This window comes from Kitasatospora sp. NPDC018619 (assembly GCF_044391605.1).
Taxonomy (GTDB): Bacteria; Actinomycetota; Actinomycetes; order Streptomycetales; family Streptomycetaceae; genus Kitasatospora.
The window spans coordinates 60,041-76,952 of sequence record NZ_JBISAI010000022.1 but is presented as its reverse complement, the minus strand read 5'-3'; the positions used below and the strand labels follow the sequence as shown (position 1 = coordinate 76,952).

The following is a 16,912-nucleotide window of genomic DNA, read 5'->3' as shown; positions in this document are numbered from 1 at the left end:
CCGGCACGTGCGTTCCCGGGCAGGCGACGGCCGGGCGGCTGTCCCGGGCAGGCGACGGCCGGGCGGTCGCTCCTAGCGGTGCCGCAGGTACGCGGCCGCGGTCTCGCGCAGGCGCGCGTGCAGCCCGTCGTAGGCGCGGGCCCGGCCGAGCAGGCTCTTCGGCAGCTTGGCGACCATCGTGTAGTTGGTGTCGCAGACGTTGGCCGCCGGAGCCAGCCCCGCCTGGCTGACCAGCTGGTAGGCGTCGAGCTGGTCCAGGCCGAGCAGTTCGCCGGTCCAGCCGACCAGGTCGTGCTGGCTGATCCGGAACGCGTCCTCCAGCGGGCGGGCGGATCCGGTGCTGATCAGGTAGTCGTCGTTCTCCAGGCGCGGCCAGGCCGGGCCGCCGCCCTTGACCAGGTCGACGATCACGGTGGTGCGCATCGCCGCCTCCACCGCTGTACCGCACACCTCGCCCTCGCCCTGGCGGGCGTGGCCGTCGCCGACGGCGAGCAGCCCGCCCTCGACGTTGACACGGAAGTAGGCGGTGGTGCCGGCCCGCATCTCGGGGGTGTCCAGGTTGCCGCCGTGCGCCCCGGGGGTGATCGAGGCCAGCACCTCGCCGGCCGCCGGGGCGACGCCGACCGTGCCGTGCATCGGGTCGAGCGGCAGGTCCACCGTGAACCCGCCGGTGCGGGCCCGGAACCGGCAGGTGCCCGCCTCGGCGTCCAGCTCGTAGAGCCAGACCCGCTCCTCCAGCGCCGGGTGCAGCATCGCCGTGCTGTGGGTCGCGGTGAGTGCGCCGAAGTGCGGGAAGGTGCTGGAGATGCCGTGGTCCCGGGCCGGGGTGATCTCCACGAAGTGCACCGCGAGCACGTCGCCGGGCTCGGCCCCCGCCACCGCGACCGGGCCGGTGACCGGGTTGAGGTAGGGGAAGGCGCAGACCCGGCTGGGCAGGTCCGTGGTGCCCCGGACCCTGCCGCCGAAGCAGTCCTCGGTGGTCAGCTCGACGAGGGTGCCCGGCTGGACGGTGACCAGCGGGGCGCGGCCGCCGAAGGTGTAGGCGTAGTCCTCCGGGGCCGGGGACAGCTGGACGATCTCGGGCAGGCTCACTGCTGGTTCTCCTTGGTGGTGATGGTGGCGTTGGCGTCGGCGGCACCGGGCTCCGCGCCGGCACCGGCCCCTTCGGCGCCCGGCTCCGCCTCGGCGACGGCCAGCCGCGGCGTGCGCCCGGTCGCCATCAGCCCGGCGAGCACGATCCCGCCGACGAGCAGCCAGACGAAGCCGAGCCGCTGGGCCGCGATGTCGGCGTTGACCACCACGTAGGCGAGGATCGCGAAGCCGAGCGCCGGGGCGATCAGGTGCCGCCAGTAGTCCCTGCTGCGCTTGCGCACCAGGTAGTGGACGACCACGGCGACGTGCAGGACCAGGAAGGTGGTCAGCGCACCGAAGTTGACCAGGGTGCTCAGCAGGGTGATGCCGTCCTCGCGCGAGGCCGTGTAGAGGCCGAGCACCAGCGACACCCCGGCGGTCAGCAGGGTCGCGTTGACCGGCACCCGGCGGGTGGGGTGGATCCGGGCCAGGAAGGCGGGCAGCTGGCGGTCGCGGGCCATCGCGAACAGCAGCCGGGAGGTGGCCGCCTGGGCGACCAGCGAGTTGGCGAAGCCCCAGGCCACGGCGGTGGAGGCGGCGGTCAGGGTGGCGAGCCAGCCGCCGGCGGCGGTGCGGGCCGCGTCGTAGAAGGCGGTGCCGTTCGGGTCGCCGTCGCGGATCAGCGCGTCCGGGTCGGCGACCAGCAGCGAGGCGACCCAGGTCTGCACGATGAACAGTGTGCCCGCGAGCAGCAGCGCGGCGACCATCGACCGGCCGACGGCCTTGGCGGAGTCCCGGTTCTCCTCGGAGAGCGTGGAGATGCCGTCGAAGCCGAGGAAGCTGAGCACCGCGATCGAGACCGCTCCGAAGGCCAGGCTCCAGGAGAAGGTGTGGGGGTTGTACAGCGGGGTGAGGTCGAAGCCCCGGCCCTTGCCGTCGGCCAGCGCGACGACGCCGACCACCACGAACAGGGCCAGCACGACGAGTTCGCCGATCAGCATCGCCTTGTTGACCCGGTTGGTGGTCTCGATGCCGAGGTAGTTGACCACGGTGTTGAGCAGGACGAACCCGACCAGCCAGAGCCAGACCGGCACGGACGGCACCAGCGAGTTCATCGCGACGCCGGCGATCAGGTACAGCAGCCCGGGCACCAGCACGTAGTCGAGCAGGATCATCCAGCCGGACAGGAAGCCGACCGGCGCGGCGATGCCACGGCCGGCGTAGGTGTAGACCGAGCCGGCCATCGGGAAGGCCCGGGACATCTGGGCGTAGGACAGGGCGGTGAACATCATCGCCACCATGCCGAGGACGTACGCGAGGGCGACCATGCCGCCGGAGCCCTGGAAGACACCGCCGAAGATGCCGAACGGTGCGATCGGCACCATGAACACCAGCCCGTAGACGAGCAGGTCGGTGAAGCCGAGCGAACGGCGCAGTTCCTGCTGGTAGCCGTAGCTCTCGATGCCTTGGGGCGCGGGTGTGTCAGCCATGGTGCTCTCTCTCCGTGACGACCCTGCGGGTGTGTGGGGAGACTGTAGAGGCAACTATTTCCAGATGGAAGGGTTTTGTCCGGGCATTCCACCTGACGAGAAGGGGGCCACCGGGACCGCTGCGGCCCTGCGGCCGGCACGGTCCGCCGGGCCGGCGCGGCTACTGCGGCAGGACGGCGAAGCCCAGGCCCTCGGCCCGGGCGAGGTGGATCGGCGGCCGGGCCGCGCCCTCGCCGTGCAGCAGCCGGTCCGCCGCCGCCCGCAGGCCGTCCGGGGCCAGCGCCCGACGGGCCGCCAGGCCGGCCAGCAGGTGCAGCCCCTCGTACAGGCCCACCGCGTACGCGTCCAGGACCGGCGCCCACGGGCCGCTCAGCGCCCGGTGCCGCTCGGCGAGGCTCTGCCGGCGCACCTCGGGCAGGGTCGCGAAGGAGGGCATCGCGGCGTACAGCGTCCCGGTGTCGTCGCCGCCGAGCGCGAGCAGGCCGTTCTCCTCCAGGGCGCCGGAGAGCCGCACCAGCGTGCGGTCCAGCCCGCTGCGCCGCAGCGCCCGGTTGAAGTGCACCAGGTCGCGCCCGATCAGGCTGAGCAGCAGGGCGTCCGCGCGGGCGGCGCGCAGCGCGTCCAGCAGCGGCTCCAGTGCCTCCTCGACCGCCCCGAAGGGCACCCTCCGCTCCAGCACCACCCGGGCCCCGGCGCCCGCCGCCAGCCCCTCGGCGGCCCGGTGGACGGAGCGCGGCCAGATGTAGTCGTTGCCGATCAGCGCCCATCGGCGGAGCCGGTGACTCCTCGTCAGCTCCCGGACCGCCGCGCCCAGTTGGCCGGCCGGGTCGGCACCCGTGCAGAGCACGCCGGGCAGCCGGGAGCCGCCCTCGTGCGGCGGGGTGAAGACGTAGGCGAGGCGGCCCGCGGCGACGGTCTCGACCGCCCGGTGCACATCGCTGGTGTGGCAGCCCGCGAGCGCGTCCAGCGCCCCGGCGTCCAGCAGCCGCCGCACCTCTGCGGACACCCGCGCCGGCGTGCCGCCGCCGTCCACCAGCACCAGCTCCAGCGGGCGGCCGAGGACCCCGCCGCCCGCGTTGACCTCGTGCGCGGCGAGCAGGGCGCCGTCCAGCACGGACGGTCCGGTGAGCCCGAGCGGGCCGGACTGCGGCACGACGAGGCCCACCCGGAAGGCCGCCCCGTCCCGCTCCGAGTGCAGCGCGTCGAGCGGATCGATCACCCTCACCTCGAAGCTCACAGTGCGAGTATCGTCGTACCGGCGATATCGGGAAAGGCCGGAACGGGAGGGTCCGATGACCGCAGCTGGTGCCGCACCGGGAGTCGGCAGCCGTCCCGGCGAGCATGCGGCGGAGCCCGGTGCGGAGCACCCGGCCGCCGAGCACCCGGGCGCCCCGGAGCCGCTGCTGGTCGAGCTGGTCACGCTGGCCCAGCGCAGGCTCTCCGGCGGCCTCGCCGCCGCCCTCGCCGAGGAGGACTGCACCGTCGACCAGTGGCGGCTGCTGCGCGCCCTCGCCGACGGGCGCGGGCACGCCATGGGCGAGCTGGCCCAGTCCCTGCTGATCCCGCAGGCGAGCCTGAGCCGGCTGGTGGACTCGCTGGCCGACTCCGGCTGGGCCTACCGGCGCCAGGACGACCAGGACCGCCGCCGGATCACCGCCCACCTCTCCCGCCCGGGCCGCACCCGGCTGACCAGGCTGGACGCCCTCGCCGCCGCCCACGACGCCGCCGTCCGCCGCGCCTGCGGCCTCACCGACCCGGCGGACCTGCTGCGGCGGCTCGCCGCGCTCTGAGCGGCCCCGCCACGGCCTTTCGCCCCGGCCCCCGCAGCGACTCCTGGAACAGCCCTCGCCCCGCGGACGGCCCCGGCCCGCCCCCGCCGGGGCGGGAACGGGCCGGAAGGTGACCGGGCGCGCCGTCAGGCCGGACGGACGGCGCCCATGTAGGGCATCGCCGAGATCGGCAGCACCTCGATGTTCTTGCCCGTGCGCGGGGCGTGGATCATCTTGCCGTCGCCGATGTACAGGCCGACGTGGTGCAGGTCGTTGTAGAAGAACACCAGGTCGCCGGGCTGGAGGTTGGCGCGGTCGACGTGCGGGCCGTCCTTCCACTGCTCCTCGGAGGTCCGGGAGATGGTGACGCCCGCCGCGCGGTAGGCCTGGCTGGTGAGGCCGGAGCAGTCGAAGCTCGCGGGGCCGTTCTTGCCCCAGCCGTAGGGCTTGCCGAGCTGCGCCTGGGCGAAGCCGATGATGGAGGCGGCCCGGCCGCTGGCCGCGGGCACCGGGGCGTTCATGTCCGGCCGGTCGGCGGAGCGCGAGGCGCGGTCCTTGGCGGCCGCGGCGGCCGCCTGCTGGGCCTCGGCCTTGGCCTTCTCGGCGTTCTGCTGGGCGTTGATCTTGGCGCGGTCCTCGGCGCTGAGCTTGTTCAGCATCGCCTGGGCCTCGGCCAGCTTGCCCTGGATGTCCTTCTTCTGCTCCGCCAGCTGCGTGCCCACCGCGTCGAGCGCGGCCAGGGTCGCGGTGGCCTCTGCGCGGTCCTGGTCGAGCCTGCGCTGCTCGTCCTGGGCCTGCTTGAGCAGGTTCGCCTGGGAGTCGGAGACCTGGTTCTGCACCGAGGCGCGCTCCAGGTAGGCGGACGGGTCGGAGTCGAGCATCAGCTGGACCGACGGGTCGATGCCGTTGGTGCGGTACTGGTCGGCGGCGACCGCGCCGAGCCGGGTCCGCAGCTCGTTCATCGCCTCCTGGCCGCGGGCGACCTTCTCCTGGATCTGGTTGGCCTCGCCCTGGAGCTTCTGCTGCTTGTCCTGGAAGCCGTTGTACTTCTCGATCGCCGCCTCGGCGTCCTCGTTGAGCTTGTCGACCTGCTCCTTGACGGTGGCGAGGTTCGGAGTCGGCTCGGCGTGGGCGGTACCGGAGGCGAGGACCGCGCCGCCGGCCGCCATGGCCGTGGTGAGGACCGCCATGCGGGCCCGGCTCGGGGGGCTGGGCTTGCGACGCTTTCCCATCGCGGTCGCTCTCCTTCGGGGGAATCTGGGGACGGTCCGGACGGGCCTGGGGACGGCTCGGCCGGGGCCGGGGGACGGGGAAGGCGGGCAGGACGAGCAACGGGGGGGTGCTGCCCCGCCCACCTTCTTCGAAGTAACTTAATAGATGAGGGGCCGGGTTCCGCAATCCCCCTGATCATGACGATTTGACGGTATGACGGGACATCGATCGCGTTCCGTGTCATCGGCGTTGACCTCGGACACCGTCCGGCGGCGGCGCCGGACCGGGCGGCGCCCCGGACGACCCCTCGACCGGGCCGCGACCGCCCTCCCGGCCGCCCTGCGCAGGCCCCGGCCCGGCCCCGCCCACCCCCTGACCTGACACCCCTACCGCCCCCCGGTGCCGGCCGCCCGGACCGCCCGTGGCACTCCCCACCACGGGAAATGCCCCTGACCAGCCGGATCGAGGGATAGGTCACACGCAATTCCCCTCCTGCGGCGCCGCGAACGGACGCTAACCTGCGCACATGAAGGTCCCGCCCGAAGGGCTCCCCCTCGCAGCCGAGTTCCCGGCCGCGCACCGAGAGCAGTGGCAGCAGCTCGTCCAGGGCGTGCTGCGCAAGTCCGGTGCCCAGCCCGAGGACGGCTCCGCCGCCGAGCAGGCTCTCAGCACCCGGCTCCAGGACGGCCTGAACGCCCGCCCGCTGTACACCGCCGAGGACACCGACGCCGACCCGGGCTACCCGGGCTTCCCGCCGTTCGTGCGCGGCGGCCGGCCGCAGGGCTCCGCGGTGGCCGGCTGGGACGTCCGCCAGCGGCACGCCGACCCGGACGGCCGGCGCACCAACGAGGCCGTCCTGGCCGACCTGGAGAACGGCGTGACCTCGGTCTGGCTGGAGCTGGGCGGCGCGGGCCTCCCGGTGGCGGCCCTGCCCGAGGCGCTGTCCGGGGTGTACCTCGACCTGGCCGCCGTGGCGCTCGACGCCGGACCCGAATCCACCGACGCCGCCGAGCAGTTGTTCCGGCTGTACGAGGAGCGGGAGGTCTCCCCCGGCGCCGCCGCCGGCAGCCTCGGCGCCGACCCGCTGGGCCTCCAGGCCCGCACCGGCCAGGGCTCGCGCACCGAGGAGCTGCTCGCCGGGGCCACCGCGCTGGCCGCCCGCTGCGCCGCCGGGTACCCGGGCCTGCGGGCGCTCACCGTGGACGCCCTGCCGTACCACGAGGCGGGCGCCTCCCCCGCCCAGGAGCTGGGCTGCTCGCTGGCGACCGGCGTCGCCTACCTGCGCGCGCTGACCGCCGCCGGGCTCCCCCTCGACGACGCGCTCGGCCAGCTGGAGTTCCGCTACGCCGCGGACGGCGACCAGTTCCTCACCATCGCCAAGTTCCGTGCCGCGCGCCGCCTCTGGGCCCGGGTCGCCGAGGTGTCGGGAGCCGGTACGGCCGCCTCGGCGCAGCGCCAGCACGCCGTCACCTCCCGGGTGATGATGACCGCCCGCGACCCGTGGGTGAACATGCTGCGCACCACCGTCGCCTGCCTGGCCGCCGGGGTCGGCGGCGCGGACGCCGTCACCGTGCTGCCCTTCGACAGCGCGCTCGGCCTGCCCGACGCCTTCGCCCGCCGGATCGCCCGCAACACCCAGGCGATCCTGCTGGAGGAGTCCCACCTGGCCCGGGTGATCGACCCGGCCGGCGGCTCCTGGTACGTCGAGCAGCTGAGCGAGGAGCTGGCACGGGCCGCCTGGGCCTGGTTCCAGGAGATCGAGCGGGCCGGCGGGCAGCAGGCCGCCCTGGCGTCCGGCCTGGTCGAGGAGCGGATCGCGGCGACCTGGGCGGAGCGCTCGGTGCGGCTCGCCAGGCGGCGCGAACCGGTCACCGGCGTCAGCGAGTTCCCGTACCTGGACGAGCAGCCGCTGGTCCGCGAACCGGCCCCGGCCGGCCCCGGCGGCGGGCTGCCGCAGGTGCGCCGCGCCGAGGCCTACGAAGCGCTGCGGGACCGCTCGGACGCACACCTCGCGGCGACCGGCGCCCGCCCGGCCCTCTTCCTGGCCTCGATCGGCACCGCCTCCGCGCACACCGCGCGCACCACCTTCGCCGCCAACCTCTTCCAGGCCGGCGGCATCGCGACCGTCCCGGCCGAGTCCGCCGACCCGGCGGCCTTCGCCGAGGCGTTCCGGGCCTCCGGCGCGTCCGTCGCCTGCCTGTGCTCCAGCGACGCGCTGTACGCCGAGCACGCCGCCCCCGTCGCCCTGGCCCTGAAGGCGGCCGGCGCCGAACGGGTGCTGCTGGCCGGGCGTCTGGCCGAAGTACCGGACGGCGTGGACGAGTTCATCTTCGCGGGGGGCGACGCGGTCGCCGTCCTCACCTCCCTGCTGGACCAGATCGGAGCCGCTCGATGATCCCCGACTTCACCGGAATCGAGCTGGACGGCGACGCGGGCGCCCCCGGCGGCCCGGGCGTCACCGACGAGCAGTGGCGGGCCGCCTGGCGCCAGTCCACCGGCAAGGACGTCGACGAGCTGCTCTGGGACACCCCCGAGGGCATCGGCGTCAAGCCGCTGTACACCGGGGCCGACCTCGCCGGGCTGGACTTCCTGGGGACGTACCCGGGCATCGCCCCGTACCTGCGCGGACCGTACCCGACCATGTACGTCAACCAGCCCTGGACGGTGCGCCAGTACGCGGGCTTCTCCACCGCCGAGGAGTCCAACGCCTTCTACCGCCGCAACCTCGCGGCCGGCCAGAAGGGCCTGTCGGTCGCCTTCGACCTGCCGACCCACCGCGGCTACGACAGCGACCACCCGCGCGTCACCGGCGACGTCGGCATGGCGGGCGTCGCCATCGACTCGATCTACGACATGCGCCAGCTGTTCGACGGCATCCCGCTGGACCGGATGTCGGTATCGATGACCATGAACGGCGCGGTGCTGCCCGTCCTCGCGCTCTACATCGTCGCGGCCGAGGAGCAGGGCGTACCGCCGGAGAAGCTGGCCGGGACCATCCAGAACGACATCCTCAAGGAGTTCATGGTCCGCAACACCTACATCTACCCGCCGCAGCCGTCGATGCGGATCATCTCGGACATCTTCGCGTACACCTCGCAGAAGATGCCCCGGTACAACTCGATCTCCATCTCCGGCTACCACATCCAGGAGGCCGGCGCGACGGCCGACCTGGAGCTGGCCTACACCCTGGCCGACGGGGTGGAGTACCTGCGCGCGGGGCTGGACGTGGGGCTGGACGTGGACGCCTTCGCGCCGCGGCTGTCGTTCTTCTGGGCGATCGGCATGAACTTCTTCATGGAGGTCGCCAAGCTGCGCGCGGCCCGACTGCTGTGGGCCAAGCTGGTCAAGCAGTTCGATCCGAAGAACCCCAAGTCCCTCTCGCTGCGCACCCATTCGCAGACCTCGGGCTGGTCGCTCACCGCCCAGGACGTGTTCAACAACGTCACCCGCACCTGCGTGGAGGCGATGGCCGCGACCCAGGGCCACACCCAGTCGCTGCACACCAACGCCCTGGACGAGGCGCTCGCCCTGCCGACCGACTTCTCCGCCCGCATCGCCCGCAACACCCAGCTGCTGCTCCAGCAGGAGTCGGGCACCTGCCGGGTGATCGACCCGTGGGGCGGCTCCGCGTACGTCGAGAAGCTGACCCACGACCTCGCCCGGCGCGCCTGGGAGCACATCCGGGAGGTCGAGACGGCCGGCGGCATGGCCAAGGCCATCGACGCGGGCATCCCCAAGCTGCGCGTCGAGGAGGCCGCCGCCCGCACCCAGGCGCGGATCGACTCCGGCCGCCAGCCGGTGATCGGCGTCAACAAGTACCGGGTGGAGAACGACGAGCAGATCGACGTGCTCAAGGTCGACAACTCCTCGGTGCGGGCACGGCAGATCGAGAAGCTGCGCCGGCTGCGCGAGGAGCGCGACGAGGCCGCGTGCCGGGACGCGCTGCGCGCGCTGACGGCGGCCGCCGAGGCCGGTCCGCAGCGCGGCGGCTCGCTGGACGGCAACCTGCTGCACCTGGCCGTCCACGCGGCCCGGGCCAAGGCCACCGTCGGCGAGATCTCGGACGCGCTGGAGAAGGTGTACGGCCGCCACTCCGGCCAGATCCGTACCATCTCGGGTGTGTACCGAGACGAAGCGGGCCCGTCAGCCTCCCTCCAGCGCACCCGCGACCTGGTCGAGCGGTTCGAGCAGGCCGAGGGCCGCCGTCCGCGCATCCTGGTCGCCAAGATGGGCCAGGACGGCCACGACCGCGGCCAGAAGGTGATCGCCACCGCCTTCGCCGACCTCGGCTTCACGGTGGACGTCGGCCCGCTGTTCCAGACCCCGGCCGAGGTCGCCCGCCAGGCCGTCGAGGCGGACGTGCACATCGTCGGCGTGTCGTCGCTGGCCGCCGGGCACCTGACCCTGGTGCCCGCACTGCGCGCCGAACTCGCCGAGGCGGGGCGGGAGGACATCACCATCGTGGTGGGCGGCGTCATCCCGCCGCAGGACTTCGACGCCCTGTACGAGGCCGGCGCGGCGGCGGTCTTCCCGCCGGGGACGGTCATCCCGGACGCGGCGTACGACCTGCTGAAGTCGCTGGCGGCCGACCTCGGCCACGAGCTGTGACGGCCTGATCGCATGCCTCCGCGGACGATCGACCTCGACAGCTACGTGACGGGCGTGCTGGACGGCTCGCGCGCCTGGATCGCGCGCGCCGTCACCCTCGTCGAGTCCTCCCGGCCCGACCACCGCGCGCTCGCCCAGCAGCTGCTCCAGCGGCTGCTGCCGCACGCGGGCGGGGCGGTGCGGGTGGGCATCACGGGGGTGCCCGGAGTCGGCAAGTCGACCTTCATCGACTCCTTCGGGACGATGCTGACGGGCCGGGGGCACCGGGTCGCGGTGCTCGCCGTCGACCCGACCTCCAGCCGGACGGGCGGCTCCATCCTGGGCGACAAGACCCGGATGGAGCGCCTCGCCGTCGATGCGAACGCCTTCGTCCGCCCCTCCCCCACCTCGGGGACGCTGGGCGGCGTGGCCAAGGCCACCCGCGAGTCGATGGTGGTGATGGAGGCCGCGGGCTACGACGTCGTGCTGATCGAGACGGTCGGCGTCGGCCAGTCGGAGACGGCCGTGGCGGGGATGGTCGACACCTTCCTGCTGCTGTCGCTCGCCCGCACCGGCGACCAGCTCCAGGGCATCAAGAAGGGCGTGCTGGAGCTCGCGGACGTCATCGCCGTCAACAAGGCGGACGGCCCGCACGAGCGCGACGCGAAGGCCGCGGCCCGTGAACTCGCGGGCGCCCTGCGGCTGTTGCAGCCCCCGGACGCGGCCTGGACGCCGCCGGTGCTCACCTGCAGCGGGCTCGACGGCGCGGGCCTCGACGCGCTGTGGGAGCGGCTGCAGCAGCACCGCAAGGTGCTGGACGCGACCGGCGCGCTGGCCGCCAAGCGGCGGGATCAGCAGGTGGAGTGGACCTGGTCCATGGTCCACGACCAGCTCTTCGCCCGCCTCCACGAGAACCCGGACGTGCGGCGCCTGGCCCCCGGGTTGGAGGCCGAGGTCCGCGCCGGCACCCTCCCGGCCGGATTGGCCGCCCAGCAGATCCTGGACGCCTTCTTCGGCTGACCCGGCACGCGGAGACCGAGCGCCGGGAGCGGCTGCGCCCCGGCGGGCGGGGCTCAGTCCGTGAGCTCCCAGAGCAGCCGATAGTACGCGGTCCGTTCCGGGTCAGGGGCGATGCCGTAGGCGTCGAGCAGGGGGGTCTCCCAGCCGGGGCCGTAGTTCCACCGGGTGCTCCAGGTGGCGATGGCGAGGTCGGCCCAGCGGTCGGCGAGGCCGAGGGCGCCGAGGTCGACGTGGCCGGTGGAGGTGCCGTCGTCGCCGATCAGGGTGTTGGGGGCGCAGGCGTCGCCGTGGCAGACGACGAGGCGGTCGACGGGTGGGATGTCGGCGAGCGTGCCCAGGGCCCGTTCGACGGTGCCGTGGTGCCGCAGCTCCTCCGGCCAGTCGGCCGGGTCGGTGCGGCCGGCCTCCGCTCGGGAGCGCGCGTTCGCCAGGCGCGTCTCGGCGGACCAGTGAAAGGGGCAGTCCGCGACGGGCAGCGCGTCGTGCAGCGCCCGCAGGCCGGAGCCGATGGCGCGGACGGCGGTCGCCGGGTCGCGCTTCCAGTGCCCGTCCACCGCGGACCGGCCGGGCAGGCCCTGGGTGAGGAGCCAGGAGCCCGTCTCGTCGGCGCCCTCGCCGACGACCGGCGGCACCACGGCGAACCGCGCCGCCCAGCGCAGCCGTACGGCCTCGGCGGCGAGGTCGGTCCCGCTGCCGCGGCCGGCGGGCGTCCACTTCACGAACTGCCGGGTGTCGCCGAGGCCGAGCTGGAAGGTCACTCCGCCGAGCTCGTTCTCCCAGACGGCCCGGACCGGCCGCCCGGCCGCGAGCTCGGTGACGACGGGCGGCGGCTGGACGGGGCCCTGGGGCGCGGCGGCGATCATCCGTCCATTCTCGCCGGGACGGGCGGCGCCGGCCGGCCGTTTCCGCGGGGCGGCGGCGGGACCGCCGCCCCGGCACCAGAGGCCGCGCGTGCTCAGCCCAGCGGGAGGGACTTGAACGCGCGGGCCTGCTCCGTGATGGCGCGTTCGGTGGGCAGCCGCTCCATCGAGGAGGCGCCGAAGAACCCGGCGATCCCCGTGGTGTGCTCCAGCACGTAGCGGGCGTCCTCGGGCTCGGCGATCGGGCCGCCGTGGCAGAGCACGATGACCTCAGGATTGACCCGCTTCGCGGCGTCGTGCATCTCCTGCACGGCCGCCGCCGCCTGGTCGAGGGTGAGCGCGGTGGCCGCGCCGATGGAGCCCTTGGTGGTGAGCCCGACGTGCGGGACGAGCACGTCCGCGCCGGCCCGCGCCATGTCGGCGGCCTGCTCCGGGTCGAACACGTAGGGGGCGGTGAGCAGTTCGCGCTCGTGGGCCTGGCGGATCATGTCGACCTCCAGCCCGAAGCCCATGCCGGTCTCCTCCAGGTTGGCCCGGAAGGTGCCGTCGACCAGTCCCACCGTGGGGAAGTTCTGCACCCCGGTGAAGCCGACGGCCTTCAGCTGGTCCAGGAAGTTGCCCATGATCCGGAACGGGTCGGTGCCGCACACCCCGGCGAGCACCGGCACCTCGCGGACCACCGGCAGCACCTCCCCCGCCATCTCCAGCACGATGGCGTTGGCGTCGCCGTACGGCATCAGGCCCGCGAGCGAGCCCCGGCCGGCCATCCGGTAGCGGCCCGAGTTGTAGATGATCAGCAGGTCGACGCCGCCGGCCTCCGCGCACTTGGCGGACAGGCCGGTGCCGGCGCCGGCGCCGATGACCGGCTTTCCGGCGGCGATCTGCGCGGTCAGGCGGGCCAGGGCTTCGGTGCGGTTCACGGGTGCACTCCTCGTTCGGTGGGGTGGTGGGGACGGGTCAGGCCTGCGTGGTGATCAGCTGGTGCAGCCGGTCGGCGGCCGCGACGGCGAAGGCCGGGTCGTTCAGGTGGGCGTCCAGCTCGCGCAGCTCGACCGGGCCGCCCGCCAGCGCCGAGCGCAGCGCCGCGAGGCCGGCCCGGTCCGCGGCCGGGTCGTGGAAGGGCCCGCCCGGCGCGTCCACGGCGGACACCCCGCCGAGCGGCCAGAGCACCGCCACCGGGCCGCGCGCCGCGGTCAGCTTCCGGCCGAGGTCGGCGCCGACGGCGGCCATCTCCTCCGCGGTGGTGCGCATCAGGGTCACGGTGGGGTTGTGGACCAGCAGCAGCCGCCCGGCGAAGCGCTCCGGGACGGTCTCCCGGGGGCCGAAGTTGACCATGTCCAGCGCGCCGGGCGCGACCACCTGCGGGAGGCCGGCCCGCCCGGCCGCGGTCAGCCGGCCGGGCCCGGCGCTGAGCACCCCGCCGACCAGCTCGTCGGCGAGTTCGGTGGTGGTCAGGTCCAGGACGCCGGCCAGGAAGCCGCCCGCGGCCAGCTTCTCCAGCGCCCGGCCGCCGGCTCCGGTGGCGTGGAACACCAGGACCTCATAGCCGAGTTCCTCCAGCCGCGCGCGGGCGGCGTCGACCGCGGGCGTGGTCACGCCGAACATGCTGGCGCCGACCAGCGGGCGGCCCGGCGGGCGCGGGGCGGCGAGCACCCGCTCGTACCGCAGGGCCATGCCCGCGGCGGCCGCCGCCGCGTTGCCGAGGATCAGGGAGGAGACCGAGTTGATGCCCGCGACGTCCACCACGCTGTACATCAGGGTGACGTCGCTGCTGCCCACGTACGGCGCGACGTCCCCGCCCGCCATGGTGGACACCAGCAGCTTCGGCACGCCGACCGGCAGCGCCTGCATCGCGCGGGCCGCGATGGACGACCCGCCGCTGCCGGCCACCGCCAGGACGGCGTGCAGCCGCCCCGCCCGGTGCAGCTCGCCGACCAGCCGCTCGGCGCCCAGGGACATCGCCGTCACCGCCGCGCCGCGGTCCCCCGCAGCGCGCAGCGCCGCCAGGTCGTGCCCGGCGGCGCGGGCGACCTCCTCCGGGCCGTGGTCGGCGCGGGGCGTGCCGGGCGGCGGCGGCAGCACCCCGGCGTCGACCACGAGCACCTCGCAGCCGTCCGCCCGCAGCCGCTCGGCGAGCCAGGCGTACTCCGCTCCCTTGGTGTCCAGTGTCCCGACCAGCACGACGGTCGCCATGTCCCTGCTCCTTCGAACGGACGATGCCCCGATCATCCGGCGGGGCCGGGGCGGCGGCAAAGACCACTTGCGGGCAAGTGGCCTGCCGCAGGCGAGGCCTCCCGGCCGGAGGTGCGCCCGGGCCGCCGGGGCATCATGGACGGCATGGACCGGATTCCCGCCACCCGACTGTCCCGGCTGCTCACCGGCTGGGCCGCGGACGGGCCGGGGGCGCTGCCGCGGCTGCTGGCGGACGCGCTGCGCGAGCTGGCCGAGCGCGGCGACGTGGCCCCGGGCAGCGCGCTGCCCTCCCAGCGGGCGCTGGCCTCGGCGCTCGGGGTCAGCCGCTCCACCGTCACCTCCGCGTACGGGCTGCTGGAGGCGGAGGGGCGGTTGGAGAGCCTGCGGGGCAGCGGCTCGCGGCTGCGCGCCTCGGGGCCGGTCGGCGAGCCCGTCGGCGAGGGGCGGCTCGCCAGTTTCGGCACCCGGGACGGCCTGCTCGACCTCTCCAGCGGGGCGCTGGAGGGGCTGCCGGCGGTGGCGGAGGCCTTCGACTCGCTGTCCGGCCGGGAGCTGGCCGCGGCGCTGTCCGGTGACGGCTACCTGCCGTACGGGCTGCCGCGGCTGCGCGAGCTGCTGGCCGAGCAGTACCGCGCGGCCGGGCTGCCGACCGCCCCGGAGCAGATCCTCGTCACGGCCGGCTCCCAGCAGGCGCTCTGGCTGGTCACCCAGGGGCTGGTCGAGCCGGGCGACACCGTCGTCGTCGAGGACCCGACCTACCGGGGCGCCCTGGAGGCGCTGCGCGCCCGGGGGGCACGGCTGCTCCCGCTGCCCGCGTACGGCCCGGTCGGCGGCGCGGCCGACGGCACCGCCGGCGCGCACGGCCCGGGGCCCGCCGCCCTGGCCCGGCTGACCGGCCGGCTCCGTCCGCGCCTGGTGTACCTCCAGCCGGCCGTGCACAACCCGACCGGACGCGCCATGAGCGCGCACACCCGGCGGGCCTGGGCCGCCGTCCTGGCGCAGCGGGGGCTGTACACCGTCGAGGACGACGCGTACGCGGAGCTGTCCCTGGCCGGGGACGGTGCGCCGGCCCCGCTCGCCGCGCAGCTGCCGGACGACCGGGCGGCGACCATCGGCACCCTCTCCAAGCTCTACTGGGGCGGGCTGCGACTGGGCTGGATCCGCGCCTCCGGCCCGGTCATCCACCGCCTGGCCGCGCTGCGCAAGTCCGTCGACCTGTCCTGCCCCGTGGTGGAGCAGCTGCTCGCGGTGCGGCTGCTGGAGTCGCTGCCGCAGGCCCGGGCCGAGCGCCGCGCTCAGCTGCGCGAGCGCCTGGACGCGGCCGAGCGGCTGCTCACCGCGCGGGCGCCGCACTGGCGTTGGGAGCGGCCGGCCGGCGGTTCGGCGCTCTGGGTGGAGCTCCCGGACACGGATGCCGGGGCCACCGCCCAACTGGCCCGCCGGGCCGGGGTCCTGGTGGTGCCCGGGCCCGCCTTCTCGGCCGTCGACGGGTTCCGCAGCCATCTGCGGCTGCCGTTCGCCGACCGGCACGACCGGCTGGCCGCCGCCCTGCCCGTGCTGCTGCGCAGCGCCGAGCGCGCCGGTCCCGTCCGCTGAGCGCGGCCCGCCGGGCCCGACACCGCCGGCTCAGCCCTTGCGGACGGCCTGGCGGGTGCGGCGGGCGAGGCGGTGGGCGCGCTGGACGGCGACGAAGGCGGGCATGGCGTCGGCCTGGGTGAGGCGGTACTTGAGGCGCAGCTGGGGGCTGAGGCCGGCCTGGGCCTCGGGGCCGATGGCCCGCAGGAGGCGGGTGACGTGCTGCTGGTAGGCGGCGCGGTAGGCGCGGTCGCCGTCCGGGACGGTCCAGAAGAACATCGGGATCTCCTCGACCAGGCAGTTGCGGTCGTAGGCGCGCAGGTGCTCGGCGAAGACGGGCTCGGGGCGGGCGAGCAGCCACGCGCGGACGAGTTCCATCGAACGGACCCGGTCGACCAGGCCGCGGGGGTCGGTCTTCTTCTGGGTGATGGACAGGTCGCCGTCCTCGCGCACCCGCCAGTGGTAGACCGGGTCGGCGAGCACGTCGACCCGTTCGGCGAGGAAGTGGTGGGGCACGCTGACCGGCGCGTCCTCGTACAGGATGCCCTCGGGGTAGAGCAGGCCGGCGCCGTCGAAGAAGGAGCGGCGGTAGACCTTGTTCCAGGCGGTGCGGTCGGTGACCAGCGCGGGCAGTTCGCTGACGTGGGTGCGCAGCCGGGTCTCGCGGAACGGTCGGCGGTGGCCGTGGGAGGGGGTGAGGCCGGTGGTGCGCAGCCGCAGGGCGTTGCCGGCGGCGAAGTCGGAGCCCGTCCCGTCCAGGGTGTCGGTCATCAGCTGGTAGGCGTGCGGCGGGAGGGTGTCGTCGCTGTCGACGAAGGCGAGGTACTCGGTGCCGGGGGTGAGGTGGCGCCAGCCGGTGTTGCGGGCGGCGCCGAGGCCCTGGTTGTCCTGGCGGACCAGCCGGAAGCGCGCGTCCCGGGCGGCGTACTCCTCGGCAATGGCCGGGCCGCCGTCGGTCGAGCCGTCGTCGACCATGACGCACTCGAAGTCCCCGAAGGTCTGCGCCGCGATCGAGTCCAGGCACTCCCGCAGGTAGCGCTCGACGTTGTAGATCGGGACGACGAGGGAGAGACGCGGGGCCATCGCACGGCCTTTCGCACTGGAGCGGCCGGGCCGGGCGGGCGACGACCGCCGG

The 16,912-nt window shown here is 74.8% G+C and carries 13 protein-coding genes; 5 read left to right on the top strand and 8 right to left on the bottom strand.

What is annotated here, in order from left to right:
* Positions 1 to 72: 72 nt before the first annotated feature.
* From ACH5AR_RS28530 to ACH5AR_RS28520, 3 genes are all read right to left on the bottom strand, one after another.
* The gene (locus tag ACH5AR_RS28530; RefSeq protein WP_396304396.1) at positions 73 to 1,092 is read right to left on the bottom strand and encodes an acetamidase/formamidase family protein; all 1,020 of its coding nucleotides are present in this window, start codon (positions 1,090 to 1,092) and stop codon (positions 73 to 75) included.
* On the bottom strand, positions 1,089 to 2,561 hold the full coding sequence (locus ACH5AR_RS28525) for an APC family permease (protein ID WP_396304395.1): 1,473 nt from the start codon (positions 2,559 to 2,561) through the stop codon (positions 1,089 to 1,091). The genes ACH5AR_RS28530 and ACH5AR_RS28525 overlap by 4 nt, the downstream gene beginning before the upstream one ends.
* Positions 2,562 to 2,721: 160 nt before the next feature.
* The gene (locus ACH5AR_RS28520) at positions 2,722 to 3,798 is read right to left on the bottom strand and encodes an ABC transporter substrate-binding protein (protein WP_396304394.1); all 1,077 of its coding nucleotides are present in this window, start codon (positions 3,796 to 3,798) and stop codon (positions 2,722 to 2,724) included.
* A gap of 55 nt (positions 3,799 to 3,853) precedes the next feature.
* Between ACH5AR_RS28520 and ACH5AR_RS28515 the strand changes: the two genes are divergently transcribed.
* A complete protein-coding gene (locus ACH5AR_RS28515) occupies positions 3,854 to 4,351 on the top strand; it encodes a MarR family winged helix-turn-helix transcriptional regulator (RefSeq protein ID WP_396304393.1) in 498 nt (165 codons plus the stop codon).
* A gap of 125 nt (positions 4,352 to 4,476) precedes the next feature.
* Here the strand turns inward: ACH5AR_RS28515 and ACH5AR_RS28510 are convergent, their stop codons facing one another.
* The gene (locus ACH5AR_RS28510) at positions 4,477 to 5,562 is read right to left on the bottom strand and encodes an NlpC/P60 family protein (protein WP_396304392.1); all 1,086 of its coding nucleotides are present in this window, start codon (positions 5,560 to 5,562) and stop codon (positions 4,477 to 4,479) included.
* Between the two features lie 506 nt (positions 5,563 to 6,068).
* On the opposite strand from ACH5AR_RS28510, the gene ACH5AR_RS28505 reads away from it, so the two are divergent.
* The 3 genes from ACH5AR_RS28505 to meaB are packed head-to-tail and all read left to right on the top strand — an operon-like array spanning position 6,069 to position 11,149.
* The gene (locus tag ACH5AR_RS28505; RefSeq protein ID WP_396304391.1) at positions 6,069 to 7,937 is read left to right on the top strand and encodes a methylmalonyl-CoA mutase family protein; all 1,869 of its coding nucleotides are present in this window, start codon (positions 6,069 to 6,071) and stop codon (positions 7,935 to 7,937) included.
* The gene (scpA, locus tag ACH5AR_RS28500; protein WP_396304390.1) at positions 7,934 to 10,150 is read left to right on the top strand and encodes a methylmalonyl-CoA mutase; all 2,217 of its coding nucleotides are present in this window, start codon (positions 7,934 to 7,936) and stop codon (positions 10,148 to 10,150) included. Before ACH5AR_RS28505 ends, scpA begins: the two co-directional genes overlap by 4 nt.
* A gap of 12 nt (positions 10,151 to 10,162) precedes the next feature.
* Complete coding sequence (meaB, locus tag ACH5AR_RS28495; protein WP_396304389.1) at positions 10,163 to 11,149, top strand: methylmalonyl Co-A mutase-associated GTPase MeaB; 987 nt, start codon at positions 10,163 to 10,165, stop codon at positions 11,147 to 11,149.
* Positions 11,150 to 11,202: 53 nt separating this feature from the next.
* Here the strand turns inward: meaB and ACH5AR_RS28490 are convergent, their stop codons facing one another.
* The 3 genes from ACH5AR_RS28490 to ACH5AR_RS28480 form a co-directional block, all read right to left on the bottom strand.
* Positions 11,203 to 12,012 (bottom strand): aminoglycoside 3'-phosphotransferase, encoded by an 810-nt coding sequence (locus ACH5AR_RS28490; protein WP_396304388.1) that lies wholly within the window; start codon positions 12,010 to 12,012, stop codon positions 11,203 to 11,205.
* 92 nt (positions 12,013 to 12,104) lie between these two features.
* Complete coding sequence (locus tag ACH5AR_RS28485) at positions 12,105 to 12,929, bottom strand: phosphoenolpyruvate hydrolase family protein (RefSeq protein ID WP_396304387.1); 825 nt, start codon at positions 12,927 to 12,929, stop codon at positions 12,105 to 12,107.
* Between the two features lie 37 nt (positions 12,930 to 12,966).
* Positions 12,967 to 14,202 (bottom strand): Tm-1-like ATP-binding domain-containing protein, encoded by a 1,236-nt coding sequence (locus ACH5AR_RS28480; RefSeq protein WP_396304386.1) that lies wholly within the window; start codon positions 14,200 to 14,202, stop codon positions 12,967 to 12,969.
* A 144-nt stretch (positions 14,203 to 14,346) separates the two neighbouring features.
* Here ACH5AR_RS28480 and ACH5AR_RS28475 point away from each other — a divergent pair, with 144 nt between their 5' ends.
* Positions 14,347 to 15,798, top strand: coding sequence for a PLP-dependent aminotransferase family protein (locus tag ACH5AR_RS28475; RefSeq protein WP_396304385.1), 1,452 nt, complete (start codon positions 14,347 to 14,349; stop codon positions 15,796 to 15,798).
* A gap of 30 nt (positions 15,799 to 15,828) precedes the next feature.
* Here the strand turns inward: ACH5AR_RS28475 and ACH5AR_RS28470 are convergent, their stop codons facing one another.
* Entirely contained in the window at positions 15,829 to 16,860 is a 1,032-nt protein-coding gene (locus ACH5AR_RS28470; RefSeq protein ID WP_396304384.1) for a glycosyltransferase family 2 protein, read from the bottom strand.
* Between the last annotated feature and the right edge of the window lie 52 nt (positions 16,861 to 16,912).

What these genes read in the sequence shown, in the direction of transcription:
- ACH5AR_RS28525 (WP_396304395.1), bottom strand. Translation starts at nt 2,561, where the DNA reads ATGGCTGACACACCCGCGCCCCAAGGCATCGAGAGCTACGGCTACCAG.
- ACH5AR_RS28515 (WP_396304393.1), top strand. Translation starts at nt 3,854, where the DNA reads ATGACCGCAGCTGGTGCCGCACCGGGAGTCGGCAGCCGTCCCGGCGAG.
- ACH5AR_RS28510 (WP_396304392.1), bottom strand. Translation starts at nt 5,562, where the DNA reads ATGGGAAAGCGTCGCAAGCCCAGCCCCCCGAGCCGGGCCCGCATGGCG.
- ACH5AR_RS28505 (WP_396304391.1), top strand. Translation starts at nt 6,069, where the DNA reads ATGAAGGTCCCGCCCGAAGGGCTCCCCCTCGCAGCCGAGTTCCCGGCC.
- scpA (WP_396304390.1), top strand. Translation starts at nt 7,934, where the DNA reads ATGATCCCCGACTTCACCGGAATCGAGCTGGACGGCGACGCGGGCGCC.
- meaB (WP_396304389.1), top strand. Translation starts at nt 10,163, where the DNA reads ATGCCTCCGCGGACGATCGACCTCGACAGCTACGTGACGGGCGTGCTG.
- ACH5AR_RS28490 (WP_396304388.1), bottom strand. Translation starts at nt 12,012, where the DNA reads ATGATCGCCGCCGCGCCCCAGGGCCCCGTCCAGCCGCCGCCCGTCGTC.
- ACH5AR_RS28480 (WP_396304386.1), bottom strand. Translation starts at nt 14,202, where the DNA reads ATGGCGACCGTCGTGCTGGTCGGGACACTGGACACCAAGGGAGCGGAG.
- ACH5AR_RS28475 (WP_396304385.1), top strand. Translation starts at nt 14,347, where the DNA reads ATGGACCGGATTCCCGCCACCCGACTGTCCCGGCTGCTCACCGGCTGG.
- ACH5AR_RS28470 (WP_396304384.1), bottom strand. Translation starts at nt 16,860, where the DNA reads ATGGCCCCGCGTCTCTCCCTCGTCGTCCCGATCTACAACGTCGAGCGC.